Annotated in this window: 8 protein-coding genes; 7 read left to right on the forward strand and 1 reads right to left on the reverse strand. The window is 71.9% G+C overall.

Features of this window, described 5'->3' with window-relative positions:
* Positions 1 to 41 precede the first annotated feature (41 nt).
* The 7 genes from AB0M82_RS33955 (at position 42) to AB0M82_RS33985 (ending at position 12374) form a co-directional block, all read left to right on the forward strand.
* Entirely contained in the window at positions 42 to 1151 is a 1110-nt protein-coding gene (locus AB0M82_RS33955; RefSeq protein WP_364730849.1) for an ROK family transcriptional regulator, read from the forward strand.
* A 184-nt stretch (positions 1152 to 1335) separates the two neighbouring features.
* Positions 1336 to 2307, forward strand: a complete 972-nt coding sequence (locus tag AB0M82_RS33960) for a sugar ABC transporter permease (protein ID WP_364730851.1) — start codon at positions 1336 to 1338, stop codon at positions 2305 to 2307.
* A 47-nt stretch (positions 2308 to 2354) separates the two neighbouring features.
* On the forward strand, positions 2355 to 3218 hold the full coding sequence (locus AB0M82_RS33965; protein ID WP_364730854.1) for a carbohydrate ABC transporter permease: 864 nt from the start codon (positions 2355 to 2357) through the stop codon (positions 3216 to 3218).
* Positions 3219 to 3262: 44 nt separating this feature from the next.
* Entirely contained in the window at positions 3263 to 4561 is a 1299-nt protein-coding gene (locus AB0M82_RS33970) for an extracellular solute-binding protein (RefSeq protein ID WP_364730857.1), read from the forward strand.
* Positions 4562 to 4568: 7 nt separating this feature from the next.
* On the forward strand, positions 4569 to 8825 hold the full coding sequence (locus AB0M82_RS33975) for a glycoside hydrolase family 38 C-terminal domain-containing protein (protein WP_364730860.1): 4257 nt from the start codon (positions 4569 to 4571) through the stop codon (positions 8823 to 8825).
* Between the two features lie 136 nt (positions 8826 to 8961).
* A complete protein-coding gene (locus AB0M82_RS33980) occupies positions 8962 to 10857 on the forward strand; it encodes a phosphatase PAP2 family protein (RefSeq protein WP_364730863.1) in 1896 nt (631 codons plus the stop codon).
* Positions 10858 to 11030: 173 nt separating this feature from the next.
* Positions 11031 to 12374 carry a jacalin-like lectin gene (locus AB0M82_RS33985; RefSeq protein WP_364730865.1) on the forward strand — a complete coding sequence of 448 codons (1344 nt, stop codon included), beginning with the start codon at positions 11031 to 11033 and terminating at the stop codon, positions 12372 to 12374.
* On the opposite strand, the gene AB0M82_RS33990 is transcribed toward AB0M82_RS33985, so the two are convergent.
* Positions 12359 to 14320 (reverse strand): hypothetical protein, encoded by a 1962-nt coding sequence (locus AB0M82_RS33990; protein WP_364730867.1) that lies wholly within the window; start codon positions 14318 to 14320, stop codon positions 12359 to 12361. The two genes, AB0M82_RS33985 and AB0M82_RS33990, sit on opposite strands and share 16 nt — an antisense overlap.
* Between the last annotated feature and the right edge of the window lie 16 nt (positions 14321 to 14336).

Consider the following 14336-nt stretch of genomic DNA (forward strand, 5'->3'; position numbering starts at 1 on the left):
AGAGCGGATGATCCGAAGGTGCGACGAAAGGTGGGCCGGCTGTGGCGGACGCGGGACTGAGTGACAGCGCCGGTGCGGTCTTCGCCGCGCTGGCGGCCGCCGGTCAGGGCACCCGGCCCCAGCTGGCCCTCGCGTGCGGGCTGTCGAAACCCACGGTTTCGGTGGCGGTGGCCGAGCTGGAACGGGCCGGGCTCGTCGAGCACAGCGGCACGGCGCACGGCGCCACCGGCCGGTCCGCGGCGGTGTACCGGCTGGGTTCCCGCGCGGGGTACGTCCTCGGCGTAGACCGGGGATCGACGCAGGTGGCGGTCCGGGCGATCGGCCTCGACGGCGAGCAGCTGGGGGAGGACCGCACCTCCCGGCCCGCCTCGGCGGGGGAGATGATCCAGGCGGCGCTGAGACGCCGGGTGCGCGGCGGCCCGCTGCGCGCGGTGGTCGTCGCGGTGTCCGATGTGGTCTCCCCGCCCGGCGGCGGTGACCCGGCCACGGTGGCGCGGGTGCGCGACACCGTGGCCGCGCTGGGGTTGCCGGCGCGGGCGGCCGTGGACACCGAGAACAACGTGAACTGCGCGGCGATCGCCGAACTGCGCGAAGGGGCCGGAACCGGCCGGGACAGCTTCGTGTTCCTGCAGGTCGGCATGGCGATCGGCGCCGCGGTCGTGATCGGGCGCCGGCTCGTCCGGGGGGTGAACGGCGCGGCGGGCGAGGTCGCGCGGCTGGCCTACCCGTGGGCCGACGACGTCCCGGCCGGGCACGAGGCCCTGGAGGCGAGACTGGGCTCGGCCGGCCTCCTGCGCCGGGCGCGGGCCCGGTGGCCGGACGGCGCTGGCGCGGCGCCGAAGACCGCCGCGGCGCTGTTCGCCCTGGCCGGGAAAGAGGAACCGGGCGCCGTCGGAATCGTCGATGAGCATGCCGTGGAGGTGGGGAAACTCGCGGCCTCGATCACCGCGCTGCTGGACCCGGGGCTGGTCGTCCTCGGTGGCGGGGTCGGGCGGAACCCCTTGCTGCTGCCCGGGGTCGTGCGCACCGTGCGCGCGCTCAGCTGGCCGGTGGACGTCGTGGTCAGCGAGCTGGGCGAGCGCGCGACCGTGGTCGGGGCGGCCCACCTGGCGCGGGAAAAGGGGATCCGCGCGGTCCTCGCCGAGCCGTGATCGATCCAGTGTTGACACTGCTCCACCGGCTGCCTACAGTGCCGAGAAAGCGCTTCCAGCTCCCTGGGACGGAACCTCTGGAATCGCGTGTGATGGGTTGTTCTTCCGTGGCCGAAACGCGATCCCCGGCGATCCGGGTTCGCGGCGACCGGCCGCCCAGCACCACGACGTCCCAGGAGTACCGATGCCCACAGCCGATCCCGTTGAAGCAGCCGAACGCCCGGCCGTCCCCGACGCACCGCCGCCGGCGAAGCGCGTTCCGGACGTACGGCGCAAAAGGGGCCGTCGCCGGGACAACCGCGCCGCCTACGCCTTCCTGGCTCCGTGGTTCGCCGGCATCTTCGGCTTCGTGCTCATTCCGATGGGCTACTCGTTCTACCTCTCCCTGACGAAGTTCGACCTGCTGAGCGCGCCCCGGTGGATCGGCTTCGGGAACTACACCGCGATGTGGCACGACGAGAAGTTCCTGCAGTCGGTCAAGGTGACGCTGGAGTACGTCGTGTTCTCGGTGCCGCTCAAGCTGGCGGCCGCGCTGCTCGTGGCGGCCGCGCTGAACCGCGGGCTGCGCGCGCTGGGCTTCTACCGGTCGGTCTTCTACCTGCCGTCCCTGCTCGGCGCCAGCGTCGCGGTTTCGGTGATGTGGCGGCAGATCTTCGCCCAGCAGGGCCTGCTGAACCAGGTGCTCGGCTGGTTCGGCGTCCGCGGCGCGGACTGGATCGGCGACCCGCGGTTCGCGCTCTGGACGCTGATCCTGTTGTCGGCGTGGCAGTTCGGCACCCCGATGCTGATCTTCCTGGCCGGTCTCAAGCAGATTCCGAAGGAGCTCTACGAGGCGGCGGAGCTGGACGGCGCCGGCCGGATCCGGATGTTCTTCCGGATCACCGTCCCGATGCTGTCCCCGGTGATCTTCTTCAACCTGGTGCTCGAGACCATCAACGCGTTCCAGACGTTCACTCCGGCGTACGTGGTCAGCGGCGGCCTCGGCGGTCCGATCGACTCGACCATGCTCTACACCCTTTACCTGTACCGGAAGGGCTTCACCAGCCTTCAGATGGGCTACGCCTCCGCGATGGCGTGGGTGCTGTTCGCGGTGATCGGCGTGTTCACCGCGGTGTACTTCGCGTCCTCTCGACGCTGGGTCACCTACGCCGAATGACCGAGCCGACGGCCCCGAAACCGCACTTCGCGCGCGAAAGGAACGAAATGGCGACCAGGACCACCGCCGGCCGGGTCACCCGGCAGGCGCCGAAACACTGGCGAGCGCACGTGGTGCTGCTCGCCGGCGTCGTCGTGATGATCTACCCGCTGGTGTGGCTGGTCGGCGCGTCGTTCAAACCGGAGAACCAGATCTTCAGCACGCTGGACCCGGTCCCGTGGCACTTCACCCTGGACAACTACCTGAGCGGCTGGACGGCCACCGGCACGTCGTTCACGGTCTACCTGGCCAACTCCGCGGTCGTGGCGCTCTGCGTCGTCGTCGGCAACATCGTTTCCTGCTCGCTCGCGGCCTACGCCTTCGCCCGGCTGGACTTCGCGTTCCGGAAGCTGTGGTTCGGGCTGATGCTCGGCACGCTCATGCTCCCGTTCCAGGCCACGATGATCCCGCAGTACACGATCTTCTTCAAGCTGAACTGGGTGAACACCTTCCTGCCGCTGGTGGTGCCGCAGTTCCTCGCGTTCGACTCGTTCTTCATCTTCCTGCTGGTGCAGTTCATCCGGGGAATTCCCCGCCAGCTGGACGAAGCGGCCGCGATCGACGGCGCCGGGCACGCCCGCGTCTTCTTCTCGGTCATCCTGCCGCTGCTGCGCCCGGCCCTGATCACCACCGCGGTGCTGACGTTCATCTGGACGTTCAACGACTTCCTGCGCCAGCTGGTCTACCTGTCCGACAAGACCCGGTACACCGTCCCGCTCGGGCTCAACTCGTTCATCGACCGGGCCAGCGGGTCCAGCTACGGCGGCATGCTCGCGATGTCGGTCGTCACCCTCGTGCCCACGGTCGTCGTGTTCCTGGTGTCCCAGAAACGTCTCGTCGACGGCGTGGCGAACACCGGCATCAAAGGCTGAAACCGTCCCATTTCGGAGAAAGTGAGCCCGCCATGTCCCAGAGCATGTCCAGGCGAGGATTCCTCGGCGTCGCCGGTGCCGGTGTCGCCACCGCCGCGCTCGCCGGCTGCGGTTTCGCGCCGTCCAGCAGCGGTTCCGGCGGTTCGAGCACCTCGCTGACCTTCCGGTGGTGGGGCGGCAACGCCCGCAACGACGCCTACCAGAAGGCGGTGAAGATCTTCACCGAGAAGACCGGGATCACCGTCACCACGCAGTATTCCGGCTACGACGGCTACTTCGACAAGCTCAACACGGAGTTCGCCGGCGGCAACCCGCCCGACATCTTCCAGATGGACACCGCGTACGTCAGCACCTACGCCGGGCGCGGGGTACTCACCGACCTGGGAAGCTACATCCCGGGCACGATCGGGCTGGACACGCTGTACGCGCCGGTGCGCACGGCGGGCGCGGTGAAGGGCAAGACCTACGGCGTGCCCTCCGGTTCCGGCAACGCCCCGGTCCTCTTCGACAAGTCGGTCTTCGACGAGCTCAAGATCACCGCCCCGACCAGCGACTGGACGTGGCAGGACTTCGGCACCATCGCCACCGAGGTCTCCAAAGCGTGGGGCCCGAACAAGTACGGCGCGCTGGACGCGTCGAAGGACGACTCGGGCGCGCTGCAGCCGTGGCTGCGCCAGCGCGGCAAGGACCTCTACACCCCCGACCAGACACTCGGGTTCGGTCCCGAGGACCTGACCGAGTGGTTCACCTTCTGGGACGGCCTGCGCAAGGCCGGCGCGATCTGCCCGCCGACGCTGCTGAGCAACACCGACGCGGCGACCGGCAACCACCCGCTGATCACCGGGCAGATCGCGATGACCACCGGCTGGGGCCTGGCCCAGATGCAGCCGTTGACCCAGCACGAGCTCAAGCTGGTCGTCGTGCCACGCGCGAACGGCAAGACCGGCCAGGCGCTGTCCGGTGGCGTGCTGCTGTGCGTCCCGGTGAAGAGCAAGAACCCGGAGGGCGCGGCGAAGCTGATCAACTTCTTCCTCAACGACGACGACGCGATCAAGACGATGAAGCTGCAGCGCGGGCTGCCGCCGTCGGACAAGGCGAAGAACCTCCTCGCGCCGACCGCCACCGCCCCCGAGAAGGCGGACATGGAGTTCGGCGAGTACGTGGCCGCGCAGGTCGCCAAGGACGCCCTGCCCACGGCGCCGACCGCGCCGCCGGGCTACGGCGACGTCAAGACCGCGCTCGACTCGGCGGCCAAGCAGATCGCGTTCGGCAAGATGACGATCGCGGCCGGTGTGACCCAGTTCTTCAGCGACGCCAAGGCGGCGCTCGCCAACGCGAAGTAGGGGATTCGTGCGCATCACGGCCGTGCGGGGCACCGATCTGTTCGTCGGCTCCGCGACCGCGGCCCGCCAGGTGGTCAGGGTGACCATGAGCGGGCCGCGGGCGTCGGTGCGGGTCCGGGTCGAGGGCAAGCGGGTGTTCACGCCGGAGCCTGTCACCGCGGACGTCCACCCGGACGGCGTCACGGTGGAAGTCGGCGTCGTCTTCCAGGCGCCGGAAGGCTCCGAGCACCGGGTCACCGTCGTCGCGGAGTCGGCCGGGCAGCGCGTCACGGCGGAGGCGGACCTCGTCGTCGCGGAGACCGGCTGGACGATGTGGATGGTGTCCCACTTCCACTACGACCCGGTGTGGTGGAACACCCAGGCGGGGTTCACCGACACGTGGCTCGACCTGCCGCTCGCGCAGGAGAAGCGGATGAACTTCCAGCGTTCGGCGTTCGACCTGGTCCGGGCCCACCTCGAAGCCGCCCGCGACGACGAGGACTACCGGTTCGTGCTGGCCGAGGTCGACTACCTCAAGCCGCACTGGGACACCTTCCCGGAGGACCGCGCCACCCTGGGCCGGTTCATCCGCGACGGCCGGGTGGAACTGGTCGGCGGCAACTACAACGAGGCCAACACCAACCTGACCCACCCCGAGTCGACCATCCGCAACGCCGTCTACGGGGTCGGCTACCAGCGTGACGTGCTGGGCGCCGACCCCCGCTCGGCGTGGATGCTCGACGTGTTCGGCCACGATCCCGCCTACCCCGGGCTGATGGCCGACGCGGGTCTGGACTCCTCGGCGTGGGCGCGCGGACCGTGGCACCACGTCGGGGCGAAGCGGCACACCGGGGACATCGGCCGGATGCAGTTCCCGTCGGAGTTCGAATGGATCGCGCCGAGCGGCCGTGGCCTGCTCACCGCGTACATGGCCGACCACTACGTCGCCGGCTGGGCCCTCGAACGGCGGGACACCCTCGCCGAGGCGATGGAGGAGGCCTACCGGCAGTTCAGCACCCTGCGCCAGGTGGCGGCCACCCGCAACGTCCTGCTGCCGGTCGGGCACGACCACAACATCCCGTCGCGGTTCTGCACCGAAATCCACCGCGAGTGGAACGCCCGTTACGTCTGGCCGCGGTTCGTCGTGGGGCTGCCGCGGGAGTTCTTCGCCGCGGTGCGGGCCGACGCGGCCGCGCGCGGCACGGTCATCAGCCCGCAGACCCGCGACATGAACCCGGTCTACACCGGCAAGGACGTCTCCTACATCGACACGAAACAGGCCCAGCGGGCCGCCGAAGTGTCCGTTTTGGACGGTGAACGGCTGGCGACCCTCGCCACGCTGCTGGGCGCGCGGTACCCGCACGAGGCGCTGGACAAGGCCTGGCGGCAGCTGGTCTACGGCGCCCACCACGACGCCGTCACCGGCACCGAGTCCGACCAGGTCTACCTCGACCTGCTCACCGGCTGGCGGGAAGCGGACGAGCTCGGCCGCGAGGTGCTGGCGGGCTCGATCGGCCACCTGGCCGGGCACGTGGACACGGCCGGTGAGGGCACGGCCGTGCTCGCGGTGAACAGCCTGTCGTTCCCCCGGGACGCCGTGACGACGGTGACGGTGACGTTCGCCGAGCCCGGGGTCCGGGGAGCGCGGGTGGCCGATCCGGCGGGCCGGGACGTGCCCGCCGTCGCCGAGGGTCCCGTCCGGCACCCGGACGGGACCCTCGCGGAGCTCACGCTGACGTTCCTGGCCCGGCAGGTGCCCGCACTGGGCTACCGGGTCTACCGCGTGCTGGACGCGCCCACGGTGCCCCCGGGGTGGGAACGGCGGGAAGGCCGGGTGTCGATCGAGAACGAGGCGTTCCTGGTCGAGGCCGACCCGGCCCGCGGTGGCGCGCTGTGCAGCATCCGCGACCGGCGGGACGGGCGGGAACTGCTGCGCCCCGGCGGGCTCGGCGCGGAGCTGGTGCTGCAGGCCGAACACAGCGAGCACCCCGTCTGGGGCGAGGGGCCGTGGCACCTGCTGCCCAAGGGACCCGGCCACGGGACCGGCGCGCGCCCGGCCGAGGTGGTCGTCGAAACCTGCGCGCTCGGCGCGCGGATCGTCGCGAAGACCACGTTGGCGGGGCTGGAGATCACCCAGGAAACCACGCTGTGGCAAGGAATTCCCCGTGTGGACGTCCGGAGCCACGTCGACGGCTCGATCGGCCGGGACCACCTGCTGCGCGCCCGGTTCGACTTCGACGTGCCCGGCGCGCTGCCGGTCGCGGAGGTCGGGTTCGCGGCCGTCGGGCGGTCGTTCGGGTTCCCCGACGTCGACGCCGCCGAGCACCTGTGGACACTGGACAGCCCGGCGCACACCTGGGCGGGGCTGTCGGCCACGGCCCGGATCGCCTTGACCCGCCCGGACGGGACCCGGACCGCGCACGCGATCGGCGTCGCCGAACTGGTCGAACCGGGGGACGGGCACCTCGCCGGCCCGGTCCGGGCACTGATGGCCGCATTGGTCGCGAAGGGCGTCACCGCCACCTGCACCCGGCCGGGTGGCCAGCGCTACGGCGCGCTCGACGTCGATTCGAACCTGCCCGACGTGCGGATCGTCCTCGGGGCCGGGAACCCCGTGGCGGACGCCGTCCTCGAGACGGTGGGAGCGCGCTACCGGGCGGCACTGGCCGAGCACGGCCGGGTCTTCGTCCCGGCGACGCGGACCCGGCGCGAAGCCTGGGGCCCGGACGCCGACCTCCGCGGACCGCGCGACCTGCCGGTGCTGATCGTCGACGGACCCGATCCGGTGGCGGCGATCGAGGCGCTGACCGCCGACCTCGCCGACGCGTGCGTGGAGGTGCCGCTGCCCGAAGGGCTCGACGGCACCAACGAGCCCGCCGACGGGTATTCGGTCGCCGTGGTCAACCACGGCACCCCGGGGTTCGTCGTGGACCCCGCCGGGTCGTTCCACCTCTCGCTGATGCGGGCGTGCGGCGGCTGGCCGAGCGGCGTCTGGATCGACGGCGAACGCCGGACCGTTCCGGACGGGTCCAGTTTCGCCTGGCAGCACTGGACCCACACGTTCGCCTTCAGCCTGCTGGCCGGCGAGGGTGACTGGCGGCAGGCCGGGTTCGCCAGGGCCGCCCAGGACGTCAGCCATCCACTGTGGACCGGACCGGTCGCTTCGGGTGCCGGTGACCTGCCGCGGGAGCTGAGCCTGATCTCGGTCGAGCCGGCGCAGGTCCTGCTGACCGCGGTCAAACCGGCGGGCAACCCGCTGGCGGTGGGGGAGCCGGCCCGGCCGGGGACGGCGCTCACGCTCCGGATCTACGACTCGGCGGGGGCACCGGTGACGGCCACGGTCGCGGTGCACGGCGGGGTGCGGTCGGCCGCCCGGACCGATCTGCTGGAGGAAGGCGACGGCCGGCCATTGGCGATCGACGGCGACCGGCTGCGGCTCGACCTCGCCGCGGCCGACGTGGCGACGCTGCGGCTCGACCCGGCCCGCCGGGTCCCGGATTCCGAAGTGGACCTCGCCAGGACCCGGGAGCCCGTGCAGCCGGTCTTCACGCGTTATTGGCTCCACAACGCGGGTCCGGCGCCGCTCGGCAACCTGCCGGTGAGCGTGCACGTCACGCCCACCCGGAGCCGGCTGGCGGAGAACGGCTCCGCCGAACTGGGGGTCACGGTGAGCTGCAGCGGCCGCGCGGCGAAGGGAACAGTCGAGCTGGTGGTACCGCCGGGCTGGCGGGCGACAGCACCGGCGGACGTCGGCTACCGGCTCGAGCCCGGCGAGCACGCCCGCTTCACCGTTGCCCTTCGCGCGCCGGACACGCCAGGGCAGTTCGTGCTCGCCGCCCGGATCCGGGACGATCTCGGCCAGACGCTCGAAGACACCGCGGAGTTCGTCGTCGGCGAGCGGGCGGCGGGCGACCTTTTCGAAGTCGACCTCGGCGTGGAAGCCGTCGACCTCACGCCCGGCGGGACTGTGTTCGTCCCGGTGTTCCTGAACAATCCGGCGCACAGTGAGGTCCACGGCGAGGTGACGCTGGTCAGCCCGTACGGCACGTGGGGCGCTCCGGTGTCGGCGGGCCCGCGCACCCAGCCGTTCACCGTCGCGGCGGGTGCCCGGACCACGGTTTCCCTGCGGCTGGCCGCGTCCGCCACGGCCAGGGTGGGCGCGCACTGGTGGGCACTGGTCCGGGTCGCCGCGCACGGGCGGCTGCACTACAGCCGGTCCGTGGCGATCCGCGTCGTGGGTCCGTCCGGCGACGTTGGGCCGAACAGCTCTAGCAATCGTGAATAAGATTCATATTATAGGCCTGTTCATCGGCCGGACACGACGCCTGCACTCGCGGGTCACCGTGGGGCCGCATGATCCCAGCGGTCGTTCAGAAAACGCTTACCGGCACACTGCCGGTCTCGATCACCCGGGAGCGGATGTGCGGAATCGGCATGAGCTGGACCGAAGGGGCTTCCTGCGCTGGTCGGCGATCGTCCCGGCGGGACTGGTCGCGGCCCCCGTGGTGCCGGCGCTGCTGGCCGGCCCCGCGGCCGCGGCCACCCCGGAGTTCGCGTTCGTGGACCTGTACCGGACGAACCAGCCGGGCAACCTGACCCCGGAGACGAACGCCGCCGTCCGGATCCTGAGCGGATTCCAGCGGGTGTGGAAGACCGGGGCGAGCTGGGACGGCGGCGTCGTCCTCGACCCGCGGGTGCTGCACGCGAGCATGCGGCACTGCGTGCGGGTCACCGGCTCCCGCACGGACGCCGAGGCGCGGCGGGCGTTCGTGTGCGACCGGCAGCACCAGAGCTATTCGTCGATCGGCGGGCTCGGCCCGCTGGCCGACCTCTACCGCGCCGGGGCGAAGGCCGTCACGAGCATCACCTCGGCGCCGGACGGCACCCCGCCCACCAAGATCGACGACGCGATCCCGGCGGGGGCCCCGGCGGGTTCGGACATCGGCGCCGGCGCCGTGGATTCGGAGCTCGGCCTGGTCGTCCGGCTGGTGAACACCGTGCGCGGGAACTTCGCTTCGGGCAACCCCAGCAAGTACGCCTACCAGTACCCGCGGCCCTGGCGGATGACCACCGACAGCCGGGTCGTGGACACCGGGAAGGTCGACGAACTCGGGTTCCCGGTCTACGCCTCCGACGTGGTGGTCGCGCCGCAGCTGCTGCGCCAGCGCAACACCAGCCCGGTCGACGACGGCGGCTTCCCGAGCGGGCACACCAACGCGTTCCACCTGGCCTGCCTGGCCTACGCCTACGCCGTCCCGGAGCGGTTCCAGGAACTGGTCACCCGGGCGTTCGACCTGAGTGACACACGCATCGTCGCCGGTATGCACTCGCCGGTCGACGTCATCGGCGGGCGGATCCTCGCGACCGCGCTGGCCGCGGCCACGCTGGCCGATCCGGAGAACGCGACCCTGAAGCAGGCCGCGCACACCCAGGCGGCGACCTACTTCCAGCAGAAGCTGGGCGTCACCGCGGACACGCTGTTCGCCTGCGCGCACACCGGCGCCGATCCTTACGCGGACCGCCGCGCGAACGCCGCGCTGGTCGCGGGCCGGCTCACCTACGGGCTGCCCCGCGAGGGGACGCACGTGCCGATGGTGGTGCCGAAGGGCGCCGAGGTCCTGCTGGAGACGCGGCAGCCGTACCTGGACGCGGCCCAGCGCCGGGAGGTCCTGCGGACGACCGCGTTGCCGTCGGGGTACGCGCTCCTGGACGGGCCGGAGCAGTGGGGACGGCTGAACCTGTTCGCGGCGGCCGACGGCTTCGGCGCCTTCGACGTCGACGTCCGGGTCGAGCTGAACGCCGAGCGCGGCGGGTTCAACGCCGCCGACACGTGGCACAACGACATCGCGGGCGGCGGCGGCTTGGTGAAGGCCGGCACCGGCGTGCTGACCCTGACCGGGGCGAACCGCTACCGCGGCGGCACGCGGCTGGAGGCGGGCGGCCTCGTCGCGGCCTCCCCGGACGCGCTCGGCCGCGGCGACGTGACGGTGCGGGGTGGCGTCCTCGACGTGGCGGCCGGCGCCCGGGTTTCCGGGGCGTACCGCCAGGCCGCGGGCTCGACGCTGGTGGTCACCCTTCGCCCGCACGGCCCGGCGCTCGAGGTCGCCGGACTGGCCACTGTGGACCGTGGTGCGGCGTTGAAGATCCGGCTGGCGCCGGGGTGCGCGCCCGGGAACGGCGAGGTCCTGCCGGTGTTGACCGCGCGCGGGCTGCGGGGCGTCTTCGCCACGATCACCGTCGAGGCCGATGGCTACGACGTCGTGCCGCGATACACCGCCACCGGCCTCTCGGTCCGGCTCCGTCGCCACCACGGCTAGCCGGGCTCAAGCGCCCCAATGTGGCTTTCGGTGCGTCCAGCGCACCCAATGTGGCGTTCGGTGCGTTGGACGCAACCAACGCCACATTGGGGCGCATCAAGCCGACCGGATGCCCACCGCGCCGACCGGCACGAAAGTTCGATCCGAAGTTCCACGAATCCTTGGGAGCACCAGTGTGGAAGCGTAGACGCATCGCCGCGATCGTGGCCCCGGTTCTCGTCCTGTGCGCGGGAACCGTCGCCTTCTCGCCCGCGACCGCGCAGGCGGCGGACGGCGGGTCCTTCTCCGTGCTGGCCGTCAACGTGGCGGGGCTGCCGGAAGGCATTTCGAGCGCGCCCACCCCGCGCAAGCCGGCCACGACGGCCATCGGCCAGCGGATCGCGGGCTACGACGTCGTCCACGCCCAGGAGGACTTCAACTACCACGCCTACCTCTACGCGGCGGACACGCACGCGTACCGGACGCCGACCAGCGGCGGCGCGGGCATCGGCAGCGGCCTGAACACGATGTCCGGGTTTCCTTACGACACCGACGACTTCGAGCGGGTGCGCTGGAACTCGTGCCAGTTCGACTCGGGCGACTGCCTGACCCCCAAGGGCTTCACGTTCATGCGGGTCCGCCTCGCCGAGGGCGTCTACGTCGACTTCTACAACCTGCACACCAACGCCGGGACCAACGACGGCGACGAGGCGTCGCGGGCGTCGAACCTGGCCCAGCTGTCCGGGTTCATCGCGTCGCATTCGGCGGGCAACGCCGTGGTGGTCATGGGTGACACGAACACCCGCTACACCCGCGCGGCGGACACGATCGCCGGGTTCACCGCGGCGAACGGGCTGACCGACGCCTGGGTGAGGCTGATCCGCGGCGGGGTGGCCCCGGCGCCGGGGACACCGGCGCTGGTCTGTGACCCGGCCGCGGTCACCGACGACTGCGAGGTCGTGGACAAGATCCTCTACCGCGGCAGCAACCTCGTGACGCTGCAGGCGACTTCGTACCGCAACGAGCACGCGAAGTTCCTCGACGCGTCCGGCGCGATGCTGTCCGACCACGACCCGATCGCGGCCGGGTTCAGCTGGACCAGGAACCCCGCCTTCCAGCTGTCGGACCAGTACGGCGGCCCGCACGGCGACTACTTCACCGACGTCGCCGCGGTTCCCGCCGGCGCCAGGGCCCGGTCGATCTCGCTGCGCGCCGGCTCCCGGATCGACCAGGTCGGGATCACCCTGACCACCGGCGCCACCCTGACGCACGGCGGCGGGGGCGGCACCGCGTCGACGCTGGCCCTGGGCAGCGGCGAGTACGTGACGTCCGCGACCCTGTGCCAGGGCAGCTCCGGCGGGCACACCCGGATCTTCTCGGCCAGGTTCGTGACCAACCTCGGCCGCGCGCTCACCGGCGGCTCGACCACGTCCGACTGCGTGACCCGCACGGCTCCGGCCGGCTGGCAGATCACCGGGTTCCACGGCCGCGCCGGGGACGAGGTCGACAAGCTCGGCTTCGTCTACACCCGGAGCTGACCGGTCACGGCGTCGCCGCCTTCGTCGAAGGGGGTGCGGTAGGAGGGGAACCGGACGCGCAGGGCGAGCGCGAGGGTGAGCCGGATCCGGGTGCCAGCGGGCAGGCGCACGGTGAGCCAGGGGCCATTCCCGTCCACTGTGGACTCGTCGACGACGGGCTCGCGGTGCCCGTAGTCGTAGAGGTCGCCGATCCAGGACCGGTCCGGGCAGCAGGTGTAGCGGACCGCGGTGATGTCGTGCTCGGCGAAGGCCCCGGCCTGGACGACGACCGTCCGGTCGCCGTCCGGGGCGAGGTTGACCAGCTCGACGACGGTCGCGGCGGGGTCGATGCCCGAGACGAGCGCGGCGACCGCGTCCGGCAGCCCGGGCCGGGCGGCGTCGGCGTCGTAATAGCGGACGCGGGCCTGCTGCAACCCTCCGTTGTAGACGACCTGGGGCCCGCCCCAGGTCAGCTGCACCAGCGCCTCGGTGACCACCGGGTTCGACTGCTGCCACAGGTGGATGTCCGGCTCGCGGACGTCGGTGTCGCGGTAGCGGTCCATCCGGGCGAGCCGGTGGCGCACCTGGGCCTGCGCGGCCGCGAGGATCCGTTCCGGGTAGTCCGGGTTGTCCCCGGCCAGGTAGGCGAACCACGGTTCTTCGTGCCCCGCCTCCTCCTTGGTCCGGAACGGGCGCACGGTCCGCCAGTCGTACCCGCTGGCCGCGCGGAGCTTTTCCAGCCGTTCGCGGTCGGCGTCGGCGGCGGTGTGGTGCCACAACGCCATCGGCACCGCGGTCAGCATCGGGTTGTAGTCGAACCAGCCGTCGTCGTTGTGCCGGAACGGGACGTGGAGCGTCGGGGTGCCGACGTCGTCGCCGAGCTGCGCCCGCCACCGCGACGGCAGGCTGGAGTCGGCGTCGGTGTACGGGATGACCTTGCCGTGGCGGATCACCGTGTCCAGGGCGGGGGTCACGAGGTCGAAGAAGCCCTCGTCCCCGGTGACCGCCGCCGCGGCCTGCGCGGCGATCAGGGCCGCTTGGCCGACGCTGTACCAGCCGTGCGGCCAGGACCAGCCGTAGTGCCCGCCGTACCAGCGGCCGTCGAGGCGGCTGCCGACCACGCCGTCGGGCCCGACGTTGTCGGGGAGCACGCCGTCGTTGGCCGCGGCGCGGTCCCGCCAGGCGCCGACGTACTCGGTGATCCACGTCCGGTAGCGCTCTTCGCCGGAGAGGATCAGCGCGTTGAGGACGAGCCCGGCCGCGGCCAGGTTCACCGCGGTGTCGCCGACGCCGATCCGCTCGCGCATCTCCTTGCCCAGCCGGGGATCCCGCGCCAGGTCGGGCACCGGCGCGCCGGCCGGCCCCAGCCAGTCCAGCGGCAGCCCGTACGCCTGTTCCTCCTGCGGCAGCCAGGGGTAGGCGTCGCCGTCGAAGAGCCCTTCGCGGTCCGGGTCGCTGCCGTTGTGCGCGCGGGTGATGATGCGGCGTTCGGGGTCGTAGTTGCCGTGCGCCGGGTCGACGTACAGGTCGGCGAACCGCTGGGCCCGCCCGGCCCACCGCTCGGGGGCGGCCATCGACAGGAAGTACAGCAGCAGCAGGCTTTCGCCCTGGTGGAACCAGTCGTAGCCGCGCTCGTACTCGTCGGTGAGCATGCCGAGCTCGGTCAGCTGCCGGGTGACGCCCTCCCAGTGCCGCTCCGACTCGGGCAGCAGGTCGTCGGCGCCGCCGAGCAGGTAGAGCTGGGGCCAGTTGAAGAAGACCTCGTAGAAGTCGTCGACGCCGTCGCGGGAGGTGAGCCGGTCGCGGTAGCGCAGCCGGCCGTCGTCGTCGGTGAACTCGCGGGCGAAGCGCCGCCACGCGTGGTCGAGCAGGTCGAACAGCTGCCGTTGCGCGAGGGCCCAGCCCGGGGGTTCGAGCAGCGGCACCGACGCGACGACCACGGGTGTCCGGGGCGCGGGCGTGTCCATGGGAGCTCCGTTTCGG

The sequence above is a fragment of the Amycolatopsis sp. NPDC051128 genome (assembly GCF_040682715.1).
In the GTDB taxonomy this organism is placed as follows: Bacteria; Actinomycetota; Actinomycetes; order Mycobacteriales; family Pseudonocardiaceae; genus Amycolatopsis.